Source organism: Streptomyces sp. NRRL F-6676 (assembly GCF_000725625.1).
In the GTDB taxonomy this organism is placed as follows: Bacteria; Actinomycetota; Actinomycetes; order Streptomycetales; family Streptomycetaceae; genus Streptomyces.
In genome coordinates this window covers 24,546-38,771 of the sequence record NZ_JOHS01000003.1, presented here as the reverse complement: position 1 = coordinate 38,771, position 14,226 = coordinate 24,546, and the positions used below count along the sequence as shown (strand labels likewise).

Annotated in this window: 14 protein-coding genes; 8 read left to right on the top strand and 6 right to left on the bottom strand. The window is 72.7% G+C overall.

The features are described 5' to 3' along the window. Positions 1-53: 53 nt before the first annotated feature. Entirely contained in the window at positions 54-1,304 is a 1,251-nt protein-coding gene (locus IO29_RS03530; protein WP_030382216.1) for an adenylate/guanylate cyclase domain-containing protein, read from the bottom strand. A gap of 97 nt (positions 1,305-1,401) precedes the next feature. Continuing rightward, complete coding sequence (locus IO29_RS03525) at positions 1,402-2,274, bottom strand: biotin--[acetyl-CoA-carboxylase] ligase (RefSeq protein WP_030382217.1); 873 nt, start codon at positions 2,272-2,274, stop codon at positions 1,402-1,404. 230 nt (positions 2,275-2,504) lie between these two features. Here IO29_RS03525 and IO29_RS03520 point away from each other — a divergent pair, with 230 nt between their 5' ends. The 4 genes from IO29_RS03520 (at position 2,505) to IO29_RS03510 (ending at position 5,249) form a co-directional block, all read left to right on the top strand. Next, positions 2,505-4,106, top strand: coding sequence for an acyl-CoA carboxylase subunit beta (locus IO29_RS03520; protein ID WP_030382218.1), 1,602 nt, complete (start codon positions 2,505-2,507; stop codon positions 4,104-4,106). A 32-nt stretch (positions 4,107-4,138) separates the two neighbouring features. Beyond that, positions 4,139-4,348, top strand: coding sequence for an acyl-CoA carboxylase epsilon subunit (locus IO29_RS03515; protein WP_030382219.1), 210 nt, complete (start codon positions 4,139-4,141; stop codon positions 4,346-4,348). Between the two features lie 93 nt (positions 4,349-4,441). Next, positions 4,442-4,570, top strand: a complete 129-nt coding sequence (mmpB, locus tag IO29_RS39970) for a morphogenic membrane protein MmpB (protein WP_267881984.1) — start codon at positions 4,442-4,444, stop codon at positions 4,568-4,570. A 49-nt stretch (positions 4,571-4,619) separates the two neighbouring features. Beyond that, positions 4,620-5,249, top strand: coding sequence for a nucleoside triphosphate pyrophosphatase (locus IO29_RS03510; protein WP_030382220.1), 630 nt, complete (start codon positions 4,620-4,622; stop codon positions 5,247-5,249). On the opposite strand, the gene IO29_RS03505 is transcribed toward IO29_RS03510, so the two are convergent. Further along, a complete protein-coding gene (locus IO29_RS03505; RefSeq protein WP_030993898.1) occupies positions 5,212-5,721 on the bottom strand; it encodes a hypothetical protein in 510 nt (169 codons plus the stop codon). The two genes, IO29_RS03510 and IO29_RS03505, sit on opposite strands and share 38 nt — an antisense overlap. A 358-nt stretch (positions 5,722-6,079) precedes the next feature. On the opposite strand from IO29_RS03505, the gene IO29_RS03500 reads away from it, so the two are divergent. Next, positions 6,080-7,852 (top strand): acetyl/propionyl/methylcrotonyl-CoA carboxylase subunit alpha, encoded by a 1,773-nt coding sequence (locus IO29_RS03500; protein WP_030382222.1) that lies wholly within the window; start codon positions 6,080-6,082, stop codon positions 7,850-7,852. A gap of 511 nt (positions 7,853-8,363) precedes the next feature. Here the strand turns inward: IO29_RS03500 and IO29_RS03495 are convergent. Both IO29_RS03495 and IO29_RS03490 read right to left on the bottom strand, forming a co-directional pair. Continuing rightward, the gene (locus IO29_RS03495) at positions 8,364-9,320 is read right to left on the bottom strand and encodes a DeoR/GlpR family DNA-binding transcription regulator (protein WP_078618477.1); all 957 of its coding nucleotides are present in this window, start codon (positions 9,318-9,320) and stop codon (positions 8,364-8,366) included. A 202-nt stretch (positions 9,321-9,522) separates the two neighbouring features. Then, positions 9,523-10,971: an NAD(P)H-quinone dehydrogenase gene (locus IO29_RS03490; protein WP_030382224.1), complete on the bottom strand. Its 1,449-nt coding sequence runs from the start codon at positions 10,969-10,971 to the stop codon at positions 9,523-9,525. A gap of 127 nt (positions 10,972-11,098) precedes the next feature. Between IO29_RS03490 and IO29_RS03485 the strand changes: the two genes are divergently transcribed. Next, the gene (locus IO29_RS03485) at positions 11,099-11,536 is read left to right on the top strand and encodes a gamma-glutamylcyclotransferase family protein (protein ID WP_030382225.1); all 438 of its coding nucleotides are present in this window, start codon (positions 11,099-11,101) and stop codon (positions 11,534-11,536) included. Between the two features lie 210 nt (positions 11,537-11,746). Here the strand turns inward: IO29_RS03485 and IO29_RS03480 are convergent, their stop codons facing one another. Then, complete coding sequence (locus tag IO29_RS03480) at positions 11,747-12,496, bottom strand: SDR family NAD(P)-dependent oxidoreductase (protein WP_030382226.1); 750 nt, start codon at positions 12,494-12,496, stop codon at positions 11,747-11,749. A gap of 112 nt (positions 12,497-12,608) precedes the next feature. Between IO29_RS03480 and IO29_RS03475 the strand changes: the two genes are divergently transcribed. Both IO29_RS03475 and IO29_RS03470 read left to right on the top strand, forming a co-directional pair. Next, positions 12,609-13,235, top strand: coding sequence for a TetR/AcrR family transcriptional regulator (locus tag IO29_RS03475; RefSeq protein ID WP_030382227.1), 627 nt, complete (start codon positions 12,609-12,611; stop codon positions 13,233-13,235). Between the two features lie 107 nt (positions 13,236-13,342). Continuing rightward, on the top strand, positions 13,343-14,167 hold the full coding sequence (locus IO29_RS03470) for a purine-nucleoside phosphorylase (protein WP_030382228.1): 825 nt from the start codon (positions 13,343-13,345) through the stop codon (positions 14,165-14,167). Positions 14,168-14,226: the final 59 nt, after the last annotated feature.

The following is a 14,226-nucleotide window of genomic DNA, read 5'->3' as shown; positions in this document are numbered from 1 at the left end:
CGCGGCGGAGCCGTAGATCGACACAGCCCCGCGCTCCTATGGGGCGCTCGCCCCTACTCCTCGGGCGTCCGTCGCGTCAGCAGCCAGGGTTCGACCACGCCCAGGCCCCTGACCGGGCGTTGCCACATGGGCTGGAGGGCGAAGCGGTAGGCGGGGGCGTCCTCGCCCTCCTTCTCCGCCGTCGCGGCGGCTTCGGCCGCTTCCGCCTCCGAGGCGGGGGCCTCGCCGGAGCGGATGAGTTCCTCGGCGAACGCCTGGTCGACGAGGACCGCGTCCTTGGGGGCTATCGACGTCAGCCGGCTCGCGAGGTTCACCGTCGTACCGAAGACGTCGCCCATCCGGGTGGTCACCGTGCCGAACGCTATGCCGACGCGCAGCTCCGGCATCGTCTCGTCGTTCGCCATGGTCTCGATCAGCCGCAGGGCCGTCTCGGCGGCGACACCGGCGTCGTCGGCCGCGTAGAGGACCTCGTCGCCGAGGGTCTTGATGAGCCGGCCGCCGTTGGCCGCGACCAGGTCCGCCGCGGTCGTCTCGAACGCCTCGACCAGCTCGCCGAGCTCCTCCTCCTCCATCCGCCGGGTCAGCCGTGTGAAGCCGACGAGGTCGGCGAAGCCGACGGCGAGGCGGCGGTCGACCATCTCCTCGTCGTCCGTGGCCTGGATGACCCGTCCGGTGGCGGCGGCGAGCTGGCGCCGCCAGACATAGACCAGGAACTCCTCCAGCTCCGGCAGGAGCAGTTCCACCAGCGGGTACGTCACCTCGGTGCGGGTCATGCCGGGCTCGGGCGGCTCGGTGAGGTCCTCCAGGAAGGAGTCGATCTGCCATTCGGCCAGCCGGGCGGTGGTCTGGCCGGTGGACCGGGCGACCTGCACCGCCATGGCCTCGCTGAGCAGTCCCGCCTCGACGAGACCGGCGAGCCGTCGCAGGGCCAGGACGTCGGCCTCGGTGAGCGCCTTGGCCTGGCCGATGTCGGCGAAGCCCATGGCCCGCCAGAAGCGGGAGGCCAGTTCCATGGAGACGCCCGCGCTGCGGGCCGCCTGGAAGGGGGTGTAGCGGCGCTCGGCGCCGAGGATCAGGCCTTCGAGGCGGAGTGCGAGCGGGTCCTCCCCGTCGTCGTCCTCACCGTCGGCCACGTCGCCGTCACCATCGGCCACGTCGCCACCGGTCGCCCGTCCCGCCCCCACCTCGTCGGAACCCGGCTCCCCGGAGCCGGGTTCACCCGCGCCGGTCTCGTCGTCCCGCGCCGGTTCACCGTCGGGGGCGGGATGTGCGCCCGTGCCCGAGCCCGAATCGTCGACGGTCACGCCTGCTGCCCTTCCGATCTGTCGCGGTCAGGTATCGACCGCGCTCAACTCTACGGCAGGTGTGCGGTAGCTCACTCCCCGGCGGAGCTGCCCGCTCTCACCCCCGCGCGGGCCGCAGATGGATCACGTCGCCCGCGCCCACCGGCTCCTGTACCCCTTCCTCCGTGGCGATCACCAGCCGTCCGTCCCCGTCGACCGCCACCGCCTCCCCGGTGACCGACCGGTCGCCCGGCAGGTCGGCCCGCACGGTACGGCCCAGGGTGGCGCATCCGGCGGCGTACGTCTCCTGGAGTCCGCTCGCCGCGGCGTCCCCGCCGGCCTCCCGCCAGCGGCCGTACCACTGCTCCAGGGAGCGCAGCACCGCCCGCAGCAGCGGGTCGCGGTCCGTGCCGGCCGCGCCCGCGAGGGCCAGCGACCCGGCGGTGGGCACGGGGAGCTCGTCCGCGCGCAGGGTGACGTTGATGCCGATGCCGACGACCACGCCCCGCTCCCCGGCCCGCTCGGCGAGGATGCCGCCGGTCTTGCGCTCGGCGCCGTCCACCGTGACGAGCAGGTCGTTGGGCCACTTCAGGGCGGTGTCGACGCCCGCCGCGCGGGACAGCCCGGTGGCCACCGCGACGCCGGTGAGCAGCGGCAGCCAGCCCCAGCGGGCGACGGGTACCTCGGCGGGGTCGAGCAGGACGGAGAAGAAGAGGCCGGACCGGGCGGGAGCCGTCCACCGCCGGTCGAGCCGGCCGCGCGCCGCGCTCTGCTCCTCCGCGACCAGCACCGCGCCCTCGGCCGCCGTGCCCTTCGCCGCACGGGCGACCAGATCGCTGTTGGTGGACCCGGTGCGCTGCACCACCTCCACCTCCGACCACAGGCTCCCCGGCCGCACCAGCGCCCGGCGCAGCCCACCGGCGTCGAGCGGCGGCCGCTCCAGGTCGGACCAGCGGCTGGGGGGCGGCTCGGAAGCGTCTCGCGGCGTCATACGAGTCACCCTAGAGCGCGTCGGGTGTGGCCAACGCCGCACTGCCGACCCGTAGGCACACCACTACGCTACGGATGAGTAGCCCACCCCTCGCACGAGCGTCACCGACCAGCGTCGTCCCCCGGTCGCCCCCGATCATCCGTGATCACCCCCAATCGCCCACGATCACCCGAGAACCGCACATCGCACCCTCACGTCCCCACTTGAGCAGGCAGGGAGCCGCATCCCCGATGTCCGAGCCGGAAGAGCGCCAGGCGCGCGAAGAGATCGACATCCACACCACCGCGGGCAAGCTCGCGGATTTGCAGCGCCGTATCGAGGAAGCCACGCACGCCGGTTCGGCACGCGCCGTCGACAAGCAGCACGCCAAGGGCAAGCTGACGGCCCGCGAGCGGATCGAACTCCTCCTGGACGCAGACTCGTTCGTCGAACTGGACGAGTTCGCCCGGCACCGCTCGACCGACTTCGGCCTGGCGGACAACCGCCCCTACGGCGACGGCGTCGTCACCGGCTACGGCACCGTCGACGGCCGCCCCGTCGCCGTCTTCTCCCAGGACTTCACCGTCTTCGGCGGCGCGCTGGGCGAGGTCTACGGGCAGAAGATCGCCAAGGTGATGGACTTCGCGCTGAAGACCGGCTGCCCGGTCATCGGCATCAACGACTCCGGTGGCGCCCGCATCCAGGAGGGCGTCGCCTCCCTCGGCGCGTACGGGGAGATCTTCCGCCGCAACACCCACGCGAGCGGTGTCATCCCGCAGATCAGCCTGGTCGTCGGCCCGTGCGCGGGCGGCGCGGTCTACTCCCCCGCGATCACCGACTTCACGGTCATGGTCGACCAGACCTCGCACATGTTCATCACCGGCCCCGACGTCATCAAGACCGTCACCGGCGAGGACGTCGGCTTCGAGGAACTCGGCGGCGCCCGCACCCACAACACGGCCTCCGGCGTGGCCCACCACATGGCGGGCGACGAGAAGGACGCCATCGAGTACATCAAGCAGCTGCTGTCCTACCTGCCCTCGAACAACCTCTCCGAGCCCCCGGCCTTCCCCGAGGAGGCCGACCTCGCCGTCACCGACGAGGACCGCGAGCTGGACACCCTCGTCCCGGACTCCGCGAACCAGCCGTACGACATCCACACGGTGATCGAACACGTCCTGGACGACGCGGAGTTCTTCGAGACGCAGCCGCTGTACGCGCCGAACATCGTCACCGGCTACGGCCGTATCGAGGGCCGCCCCGTCGGCATCGTCGCCAACCAGCCCATGCAGTTCGCCGGCTGCCTGGACATCAGGGCGTCCGAGAAGGCCGCCCGCTTCGTGCGCACCTGCGACGCCTTCAACATCCCCGTCCTCACCTTCGTCGACGTCCCCGGCTTCCTGCCCGGCGTCGACCAGGAACACGACGGCATCATCCGCCGCGGCGCCAAGCTGATCTTCGCCTACGCCGAGGCCACCGTCCCCCTCATCACCATCATCACCCGCAAGGCCTTCGGCGGCGCCTACGACGTCATGGGCTCCAAGCACCTGGGCGCCGACCTCAACCTGGCCTGGCCCACCGCCCAGATCGCCGTCATGGGCGCCCAGGGCGCCGTCAACATCCTGCACCGCCGCACGATCGCCGGCGCCGACGACGCCGAGGCGACCCGCGCCCGGCTCATCCAGGAGTACGAGGACACCCTCCTCAACCCCTACGTCGCCGCCGAGCGCGGTTACGTCGATGCCGTGATCATGCCCTCCGACACCCGCGCCCACCTCGTCCGCGGCCTGCGCCAGCTGCGCACCAAACGCGAATCCCTCCCCCCGAAGAAGCACGGCAACATCCCCCTCTGAAAGTCGGAAGCCAGAGCCCGGAAGGAGCCGTTGTGACGATCAAAGTCGTACGGGGCAACCCCACCCCCGAGGAGCTCGCCGCCGCCCTCGCGGTGGTCCGCGCCCGCGCCGCCGCGGCCGGCGCCGAGCCGCCCGCCGCGCCCGCCCCGCGCGCCTCCTGGTCCGACCCGTCCCGCCTCGCGGCGCAGCGCCTGCCGCAGCCGGGCCCGACGGCCTGGAGCCGTACGTACTGGCCGGGCTGACGCCCCGCTTCCCGGGCGGCCGGCGCTGCCGCCCGGGAAGTTGAGTACCCGTACTCAGGCGCCGACCGACCGGCCGGTCGCACCCTCGAAGACATGCTGTGGTCCGACCCCGAGAACGAGCCGCCCGAGGAACTGCGCGGCGCGCAGGCCATGCTGCGCCGCCTCGGCGTCGTCCTGGCCCTGGCCATGGTGCTGGCCATGCTGGTGCTGGGCATCCTGTAGGCACGGCCGGCCGCGCACGCGGCGGGCGGGGCGCAATACCCTGGCCCGCATGACCGATCAGTCGCCGCCCCGCCGCCTCGTGCTCGCCTCCCAGTCCCCCGCCCGCCTCGGCCTGCTGCGCCAGGCGGGGCTCGCCCCGGAGGTCGTCGTCAGCGGGGTGGACGAGGACCCCTTCACCGCCCCCACCCCCGCCGAGCTGGCGCTCGCCCTCGCCGAGGCGAAGGCGTCCGTCGTGGCGGCCCGCCCGGACGTGCACGGCGCGCTGGTGGTCGGCTGCGACTCGGTGCTGGACCTGGACGGGCGGGCGCTCGGCAAGCCCGCCGACGCCGAGGAGGCCACGGCCCGCTGGAAGGCGATGCGCGGCCGGGCCGGCACGCTTCAGACGGGCCACTGCGTGTGGGACACCGCGACCGGACGGCACGTCTCGGCGACCGCGGCCACCGTGGTCCGTTTCGGGGAGCCGACGGACGACGAGATCGCCGCCTACGTCGCCTCCGGGGAACCGCTGCACGTGGCGGGCGCGTTCACGCTGGACGGCCGCTCGGCGCCGTTCATCGACGGCATCGAGGGCGACCACGGCAACGTCATCGGGCTCAGCCTGCCGCTGCTCCGCCGGCTGCTGGCGGAACTGGGCGTGAGCATCACGGAGTTGTGGGCGCCCCCGGCCCAGGAGCGCTGACGGGCCCGGGGTCGGCGGGCGGTCCCGCCGGGGGCTCCGGGGGTCCCGGGGCGTCCGTCGCCGCGGGACGCGGCTCCTCCTGCGCCCGGTCGTACGTCATCAGCGTGAGCACGATCAGCGCGAACACGACCATCATGGAGGCGAACGCCCGCCACCCGATCAGTCCCACCGCGAACGCGCCCAGCACCGCGTGCACCACCGCCGCGCTGATCAGCAGTATCCGGCCGAGCCCGGCGGACGGGCGGTTGCGCACGCAGACCGCCAGCGCGGCGATGCCGCAGAGCACGAAGTAGAGGCCGAAGACCAGGCCGCCGATCTTCGACGAGGCGGACATCTTGTCCGGGTCGAGGCCGGCGAGGGACATGTGCTGGTGGTCCACGAGCGTGCCCAGGGTCCAGTTGAGCAGCGCGATGCCCACCGCCTCGCAGAAGAGCACGACCGCCGTCACCAGCGCCACCGGTCTGCGCAGCACTCCGCCCCACCCCCGCCTTCCCACGCGTTACCGCCAGTACCTGCCGGACATCGGGCACGCTACTCACGGGTAAACGCTGGGACAAGGGGTGCGGCAGGGGCAAAGAATCATTGGGCCATTAGTAGGGACTCCACAAAGAAACACGACCGGCCGCAGCACGGCCGCACAGAGACCTCGACCACACCGGAGGGCTAGGGTTTCCGGGAGGGCCCCCGCGCACTCCGGTGCGACAAGGGGTTTCGCCGGTCGAGTGAGCCCCGACTCACGCTCCGTGTGGGCAAGCTCACCAATGGGCACGGGTCGAAACGTCGTGTCGGCAGTCCCTAAACTCGGCTTGTTTCAAGGAGAGGGAGCCATCGTGCGCAAGGTGTTGATCGCCAACCGTGGCGAAATCGCTGTCCGTGTCGCCCGGGCCTGCCGCGACGCCGGCATCGCGAGCGTGGCGGTCTACGCGGAACCGGACCGGGACGCGGTGCACGTGCGCGTCGCCGACGAGGCGTTCGCCCTGGGCGGGGACACCCCGGCCACCAGCTACCTGGACATCGCCAAGGTGCTCCAGGCCGCCGCGGACTCCGGCGCGGACGCCGTCCACCCCGGGTACGGCTTCCTCTCCGAGAACGCGGAGTTCGCCCAGGCGGTCCTGGACGCGGGCCTGATCTGGATCGGTCCGCCCCCGCACGCCATCCGCGACCTCGGCGACAAGGTCGCCGCCCGGCACATCGCGCAGCGCGCCGGCGCCCCGCTGGTGGCCGGCACCCCCGACCCGGTCTCCGGCGCGGAGGAGGTCGTGGCCTTCGCCGAGGAGCACGGCCTGCCCATCGCGATCAAGGCCGCGTTCGGCGGCGGCGGGCGCGGTCTGAAGGTGGCCCGCACGCTGGACGAGGTGCCCGAGCTGTACGACTCGGCGGTGCGCGAGGCCGTGGCCGCGTTCGGGCGCGGCGAGTGCTTCGTCGAGCGCTACCTGGACAAGCCGCGGCACGTGGAGACGCAGTGCCTGGCCGACTCCCACGGCAACGTGGTCGTCGTCTCCACGCGTGACTGCTCGTTGCAGCGCCGGCACCAGAAGCTGGTGGAGGAGGCCCCGGCGCCGTACCTGTCCAAGGAGCAGATGGACCAGCTGTACTCGGCGTCCAAGGCCATCCTGAAGGAGGCCGGGTACGTCGGCGCCGGCACCGTGGAGTTCCTCGTCGGGGCGGACGGCACGATCTCCTTCCTGGAGGTCAACACGCGGCTCCAGGTCGAGCACCCGGTGACCGAGGAGGTCTCCGGGATCGACCTCGTGCGCGAGATGTTCCGCATCGCCGACGGCGAGAAGCTCGGCTACGACGACCCGCCGCTGCGCGGGCACTCCTTCGAGTTCCGCATCAACGGCGAGGACCCGGGCCGGGGCTTCCTGCCCGCGCCGGGGACCGTGACGCGGTTCGACCCGCCGTCGGGGCCGGGTGTCCGGCTGGACGCGGGTGTCGAGGCCGGATCGGTCATCGGTCCGGCGTGGGACTCGCTGCTGGCGAAGCTGATCGTGACGGGGCGTACGCGGGCGGAGGCGCTACAGCGGGCGGCGCGGGCGCTGGACGAGTTCCAGGTGGAGGGCATGGCCACCGCCATCCCCTTCCACCGCGCGGTGGTCCGCGACCCCGCCTTCGGGCCGGAGCTGACCGGGTCCGCCGAGCCGTTCACCGTGCACACCCGGTGGATCGAGACGGAGTTCGTCAACGAGATCAAGCCGTTCTCCGCGGTCGCCGATGCGGAGGGTGACGAGGAGTCGGGCCGCGAGACGGTGGTCGTCGAGGTCGGCGGCAAGCGGCTGGAGGTGTCGTTGCCGGCGTCGCTGGGGATGTCGCTGGCGCGGACGGGGCTGGCGGCGGGCGCGAAGCCGAAGCGGCGGGCCGCGAAGAAGTCGGGTCCCGTCGCCTCCGGCGACACGCTGGCCTCTCCCATGCAGGGGACGATCGTCAAGATCGCGGTGGAAGAGGGCCAGGAGGTCAAGGAGGGCGATCTGATCGTCGTCCTGGAGGCCATGAAGATGGAGCAGCCGATCAATGCCCACAAGGCGGGCACGGTGAAGGGGCTCGGCGCGGAGGTGGGCGCCTCGGTGACCTCCGGCGCCCCGATCTGCGAGATCAAGGACTGACGGTTCCCTCCGGGGGTGGCGGGGCGTTTTCCCTCGCCCCCGCCGCCCCTACCCGTCCCACCCCCCAGGGGCTCCGCCCCTTCGACCCCTGAGGGGTGGGGTGGGGTGGGATGAAACGCGGGGCTCAGCCCCACCACCCCAGCGGGGGCTCCGCCCCCTGCACCCCCAGGTGATTCGCCCAGCGCTGCATCAACCTGCGACTCCGCCACGCGGGCGCAACCAACCACAACGCACCCGCAGCCGAAAACCCACGGCTCACCCCCACCTACAAGGGGCGCGGGGAACTGCGCGAACAACCACAGCGCACCCGCACACGAGACCCCAGGCACGCCCCCCGTCTCTCAGGGGCGCGGGGAACTGCGCAACCAACCACAACGCACCCGCAGCCGAAAACCCACGGCCCGCCCCCGCCTACAAGGGGCGCGGGGAACTGCGCGAACAACCACAGCGCACCCGCAGCCGAGAACTCACCCCCCGCACCCCACCCCCCCCAAAGCGAGCCGCAGGCTGGTCAGCGGCGGCGGAGGTCGGCTACTCGGGCCGGGCGGTCGCCGCCCGGGGGGTCGCCGAGGACCGGGGCGCTGCGGAGCTGCGGCGCCCCCGGGCCCTGCCGTCTCGGCCCCGGCAGGCCGACGTCACGGCGCGCCTGCCGGCCCCCGGCCGGCCCCGGCCCCGTCTCCCCTCCCCCCGCCCCGGCCACCGCGATCTGCACACCCTGGTCGGCCAGCGCCTGCAACTCCCCGCCCGCACGGTCGTCGTGCGCGGGCGGCTCGTCGGTGACGAGCCGGGTGATGAGATCCGTCGGCACGGTCTGGAACATCGTGTCCGTGCCCAGCTTCGTGTGGTCCGCGAGAACGACCACCTCCGCCGCCGCCTGCACCAGCGCCCGGTCGACCGACGCGGAGAGCATGTTGGACGTCGAGAGCCCCCGCTCGGCGGTGAGACCGGCACCGGAGACGAAGGCCCGGGAGACCCGCAGCCCCTGGAGGGACTGCTCCGCCCCCGACCCGACCAGCGCGTAGTTGGAGCCGCGCAGGGTGCCGCCGGTCATCACGACCTCCACCCGGTTGGCGTGGGCGAGGGCCTGCGCCACCAGCAGGGAGTTGGTGACGACCGTCAGCCCCGGCACCCGGGCCAGCCGGCGGGCCAGTTCCTGCGTGGTGGTGCCCGCACCGACCACGATCGCCTCGCCCTCTTCGACGAGGCTCGCGGCGAGATCGGCGATGGCCGTCTTCTCGGCGGTCGCGAGATGGGATTTCTGCGGAAAGCCGGACTCCCGCGTGAACCCGCCCGGCAGTACCGCACCGCCGTGCCGGCGGTCGAGGAGTCCTTCTGCCTCCAGTGCGCGCACGTCCCGCCGTACGGTCACTTCGGAGGTCTGGACGACGCGGGCGAGCTCACGGAGCGACACGGCCCCGTTCGCGCGCACCATTTCGAGGATCAATTGGCGACGTTCTGCAGCGAACACGAAACTGACAGTAACCCCAACGACCGCCTGCTTTCAGCAGTTTGCGCCGAATAACAGAAGTTGTTCGCACAGGGGGGTCACAAGTGGTATACGGGCTCCCGGCCGTCACACACCCCGTCGGACGGCCGACGACAGCCCGTCACCACGGCCTCCGCTTTCGGCCGCCGGGCCCCGCGACGACCCGGTTCCCGACGGTCCGCCCTCACGCCCCGCCCGTCGCCTTGCGGGTGTGGAGCTGGCGGGCGACCTCGGCGATCGAACCCGACAGGGACGGGTACACCGTGAACGCGTTCGCGATCTGTTCGACCGTCAGGTTGTTGTCGACCGCGATCGAGATGGGGTGGATCAGTTCCGAGGCGCGCGGTGCGACGACCACACCGCCGACCACGATCTCGGTGCCCGGGCGGCAGAAGATCTTGACGAAGCCGTCCCGGATGCCCTGCATCTTGGCGCGCGGGTTGCGCAGCAGCGGCAGCTTGACGACGCGGGCGTCGATCTTGCCCGCGTCGACGTCGGCCTGCGAGTAGCCGACCGTGGCGATCTCGGGGTCGGTGAAGACGTTGGCCGAGACGGTCTTGAGGTTCAGCGGGGCCACGGCGTCGCCGAGGAAGTGGTACATCGCGATGCGGCCCTGCATCGCCGCCACCGAGGCGAGCGCGAAGACGCCGGTGACGTCGCCGGCCGCGTACACACCCGGTGCCGTCGTGCGCGAGACGCGGTCGGTACGGATGTGCCCGGAGTCGCGCAGCTGGACGCCCGCCTCCTCCAGGCCCATGCCCGCGCTGTTCGGGATGGCGCCGACCGCCATCAGACAGTGCGAGCCGGTGATGACCCGGCCGTCGGCGAGCGTGACCTCGACGCGGTCGCCGACCCGCTTGACGGACTCGGCGCGGGAGCGGGCCATGACGTTCATGCCACGACGCCGGAAGACGTCCTCCAGCACGGCGGCGGCGTCCGGGTCCTCGCCGGGCAGCACCCGGTCGCGCGAGGAGACGAGGGTGACCTTGGAGCCGAGCGCCTGGTAGGCGCCGGCGAACTCGGCGCCCGTGACGCCGGAGCCGACCACGATGAGTTCCTCGGGCAGCTCGTCGAGGTCGTAGACCTGGGTCCAGTTCAGGATGCGCTCGCCGTCGGGCTGCGCGTCGGGCAGCTCGCGCGGGTGACCGCCGGTGGCGATGAGCACGGCGTCGGCGGTGAGCCGCTCCTCGCTGCCGTCGGCGGCCCGTACGACGACCGTGCGCGAGCCGTCGACGGCCTGCATGCCCTCCAGCCGGCCGCGCCCGCGCACCACCCGGGCGCCGGCCCGGGTCACGGAGGCGGTGATGTCGTGCGACTGGGCGAGCGCGAGCCGCTTGACCCGTCGGTTGACCTTGCCCAGGTCGACGCCGACCACCCGGGCGGCCTGCTCAAGCGGCGGGGTGTCGTCGGCGACGATGATGCCGAGCTCCTCGTAGGAGGAGTCGAAGGTGGTCATCACCTCGGCGGTCGCGATGAGGGTCTTCGAGGGCACGCAGTCGGTCAGCACCGACGCGCCGCCCAGGCCGTCGCAGTCGACGACGGTCACCTCCGCGCCGAGCTGCGCGGCCACCAGCGCCGCTTCGTATCCGCCGGGTCCGCCGCCAATGATCACGATCCGAGTCACGTACCCCATTGTCCCGCACGCTTCAAGATGCTTCCCGCCGGGGCCGACGGCAGGCGCGTCCGGTCGGGGTCCGCGCGGGTACGGCGCCCCGGGCGCCGCCCGGGTGGGGCGCGCGGGACTGCCGTACGCTGCGCTCATGTCGCTCTACGCCGCGTACGCCGGCAACCTCGACGCGCGGCTGATGACCCGCCGCGCCCCGCACTCGCCGCTGCGCGCCACGGGCTGGCTGAACGACTGGCGGCTGACGTTCGGCGGCGAGCAGATGAGCTGGGAGGGCGCGCTCGCGACGATCGTGGAGGCGCCCGGCTCCCAGGTGTTCGTCGCGCTGTACGACATCGCCCCGATGGACGAGGAGGCGCTGGACGGGTGGGAGGGCGTCGGCATGGACATATACCGCCGCCTGAAGGTGCGGGTGCACACGCTGGAGGGGGAGGAGTCCGCGTGGGCGTACGTCCTCGACGCGTACGAAGGCGGACTGCCGTCCGCCCGCTACCTCGGTGAGCTCGCCGACGCGGCGGAGTCGGCGGGCGCGCCGCACGACTACGTGATGGAGCTGCGCAAGCGCCCGTGCTGAGGGGCGCCTGATAGCTCGGGGTCTGCTGTTGTTCGGCGGGTGCGGGTGGGTTCGTGGCGTGTCGCGCAGTTCCCCGCGCCCCTGAAAGGGGCGCGGGGCTGTGTCGATCTGCGGCTCCGCCGCGTGGGCGCAATCTTTTGGGGGGTCCGGGGGCGGAGCCCCCGGGGACGGGAAGGGTAGGGGCGGCGGGGGCGAGGAAAGCCCCCGCGGTCAGATCTGGTTCTCGCCGCCGTCCACGTACACGTTCGCGCCGAGCATGAAGCTGCTCTCGTCGGACGCGAGGAACGCCACCACCGACGCGACCTCCTCCGGCCGCCCCATGCGCCCGGCCGCCGCGGTCGTCGCGAGGTGGGCCCGCACCTCGGCCGCCCGCTCCTCGCCGAACAGCGCCGTGATCCCCGGTGTGTCGATCGGCCCGGGCGAGATCGCGTTGACCCGGATCCCCCGGTCCTTCAACGTGTTCCCCCACGTCCGCGCGAACGACCGCACCGCCGCCTTGGACGCCGCGTACAGACTGAACGTCTCCTGCCCGTTGTCCGCGGCGGTGGACGCGTTCAGGATCACCGAGGCGCCGTCGTTCAGCAGCGGCACCGCCTTCTGGACGGTGAACAGCGTGCCACGCACGTTCACCCCGAAGACGTGGTCGTAGTCCTCCTCGGTGATCTCCCCCAGCGGCACCAGCTGGGCGGTCGCCGCGTTGGCGAACACGACGTCCAGTCCCCGGCCCCGCGCGCGGACGGCGTCGTAGAGCCGGTCCAGGTCGGCCGGGTTCGCGATGTCCCCCGGCACGGCGGTGGCCCGGTCGGGGCCGATGGTCTCCACGGCCGCGTCCAGTTCCGTCTTGCGCCGCCCGGTGACGAACACGTGCGCCCCCTCGGCCGCCAGCCGTACGGCGCTGGCGAGGCCGATCCCCGTGCCGCCGCCCGTGACCACGGCCGTCCTGCCCTCAAGCTGTCCCATGTCAGTGGCCTCCCAGCCAGGAAGAATTTCGGTACCGATCGATACCGATCGATCCCGAGGGAGACCGTAGCACCTCTGAACCGATCGGTACAGAAGAGGTAGGATTGCGTCCATGGAGAAGAGGGAGCAGCCGGAGGCGCGGCAGAAGGCACCGATCGGCCGGCCGCGGGGCTTCGACGCCGACGAGGCGCTCGAACGCGCCATGCGGGTCTTCTGGGAACAGGGCTACGAGGGCGCCGGCCTCACCGAGCTGACCCGCGCCATGGGCATCACCCGCACCAGCATGTACGCGGCCTTCGGCAACAAGGAGGCCCTGTTCCTCAAGGCCCTGGAGCGCTACGGCGAGGGCCCCGCCTCGTACGGGGTGCGGGCCCTGGCGGAACCGACCGCCCGGCAGGTGGCCGCCGCGTTCCTCGACGGCGCCGTCCGCGCCACCACCCAGCCCGGCTGCCCCGCCGGATGCCTCGGCGTCCAGGCGTCCCTGGCCGCCGGCAGCGGGGGGCGGCCGGCCCGGGACGCCCTCGCCGACTGGCGCAACGAGGGCACCGAGCGGCTGCGCGACCGGTTCCGGCGGGCGGTCGACGAGGGCGACCTGCCCCCGGACGCCGACCCCGTCGTCCTCGCCCGCTACGTCATGACCGTCGCGAACGGCATCGCCGTCCAGGCGGCGAGCGGTGCCACCCGCGACGATCTCCGGCAGGTCGCCGACACGGCCCTGCTCAACTGGCCGTCGGCCTGACGGGACAGCAGCCGCCGGAAACCCGTCGGAAACGACACGGCAACGATCGCGCTCCCGCGACCTCCGTCATCTACGCGCGTAGGCGGTAAGCGGCTACTCTCTTGCGCGTGAACGCTTCTCTTCTTCCGGACGACCGCCAGGGCGACCCCTACGCCGCCGCCGACACCGCCGGCGCGCGACTGCGCGAGCTGACGGGCGCCGAGACCCACGACGTCGCCCTCGTGATGGGCTCCGGCTGGGCCCCCGCCGTCGACGCCCTCGGCGAGCCCGACGCCGATCTGCTGGTCACCGACCTGCCCGGCTTCGCGCCGCCGGCCGTCGAGGGCCACGGCGGGCGACTGCGCTCGTACCGCGTCGGCGGCAAGCGCGCCCTGGTCTTCCTCGGCCGCACCCACTACTACGAGGGTCACGGGGTCGCCTCGGTCGCCCACGGCGTGCGGACGGCCGTCGCCGCCGGCGCCAAGACGGTCGTCCTGACCAACGGCTGCGGGGGTCTGCGCGAGACGATGCGTCCCGGGCAGCCGGTGCTGATCAGCGACCACATCAACCTGACCGCGACCTCGCCGATCGTGGGCGCGAACTTCGTCGACCTCACCGACCTGTACTCGCCGCGACTGCGGGCGCTGTGCCAGGAGATCGAGCCCGGCCTGGAGGAGGGCGTCTACGCCCAGTTCCCCGGGCCGCACTACGAGACTCCGGCGGAGATCCGGATGGCGCGGACGCTCGGCGCGGACCTGGTCGGCATGTCGACGGTCCTCGAAGCGATCGCCGCGCGTGAGGCGGGCGCGGAGGTCCTGGGCATCTCCCTGGTCACCAACCTGGCGGCCGGCATGACCGGCGAACCCCTCAACCACGAGGAGGTCCTCCAGGCCGGCCGCGACAGCGCGACCCGCATGGGCGCACTGCTGACCAAGGTCCTGGACCGCATCTGAGGCGCCCCGCAGGGGCCGCGTCCCGCCAGGGGCGCGGGGAACCGCGCGAGAAGTCCCCA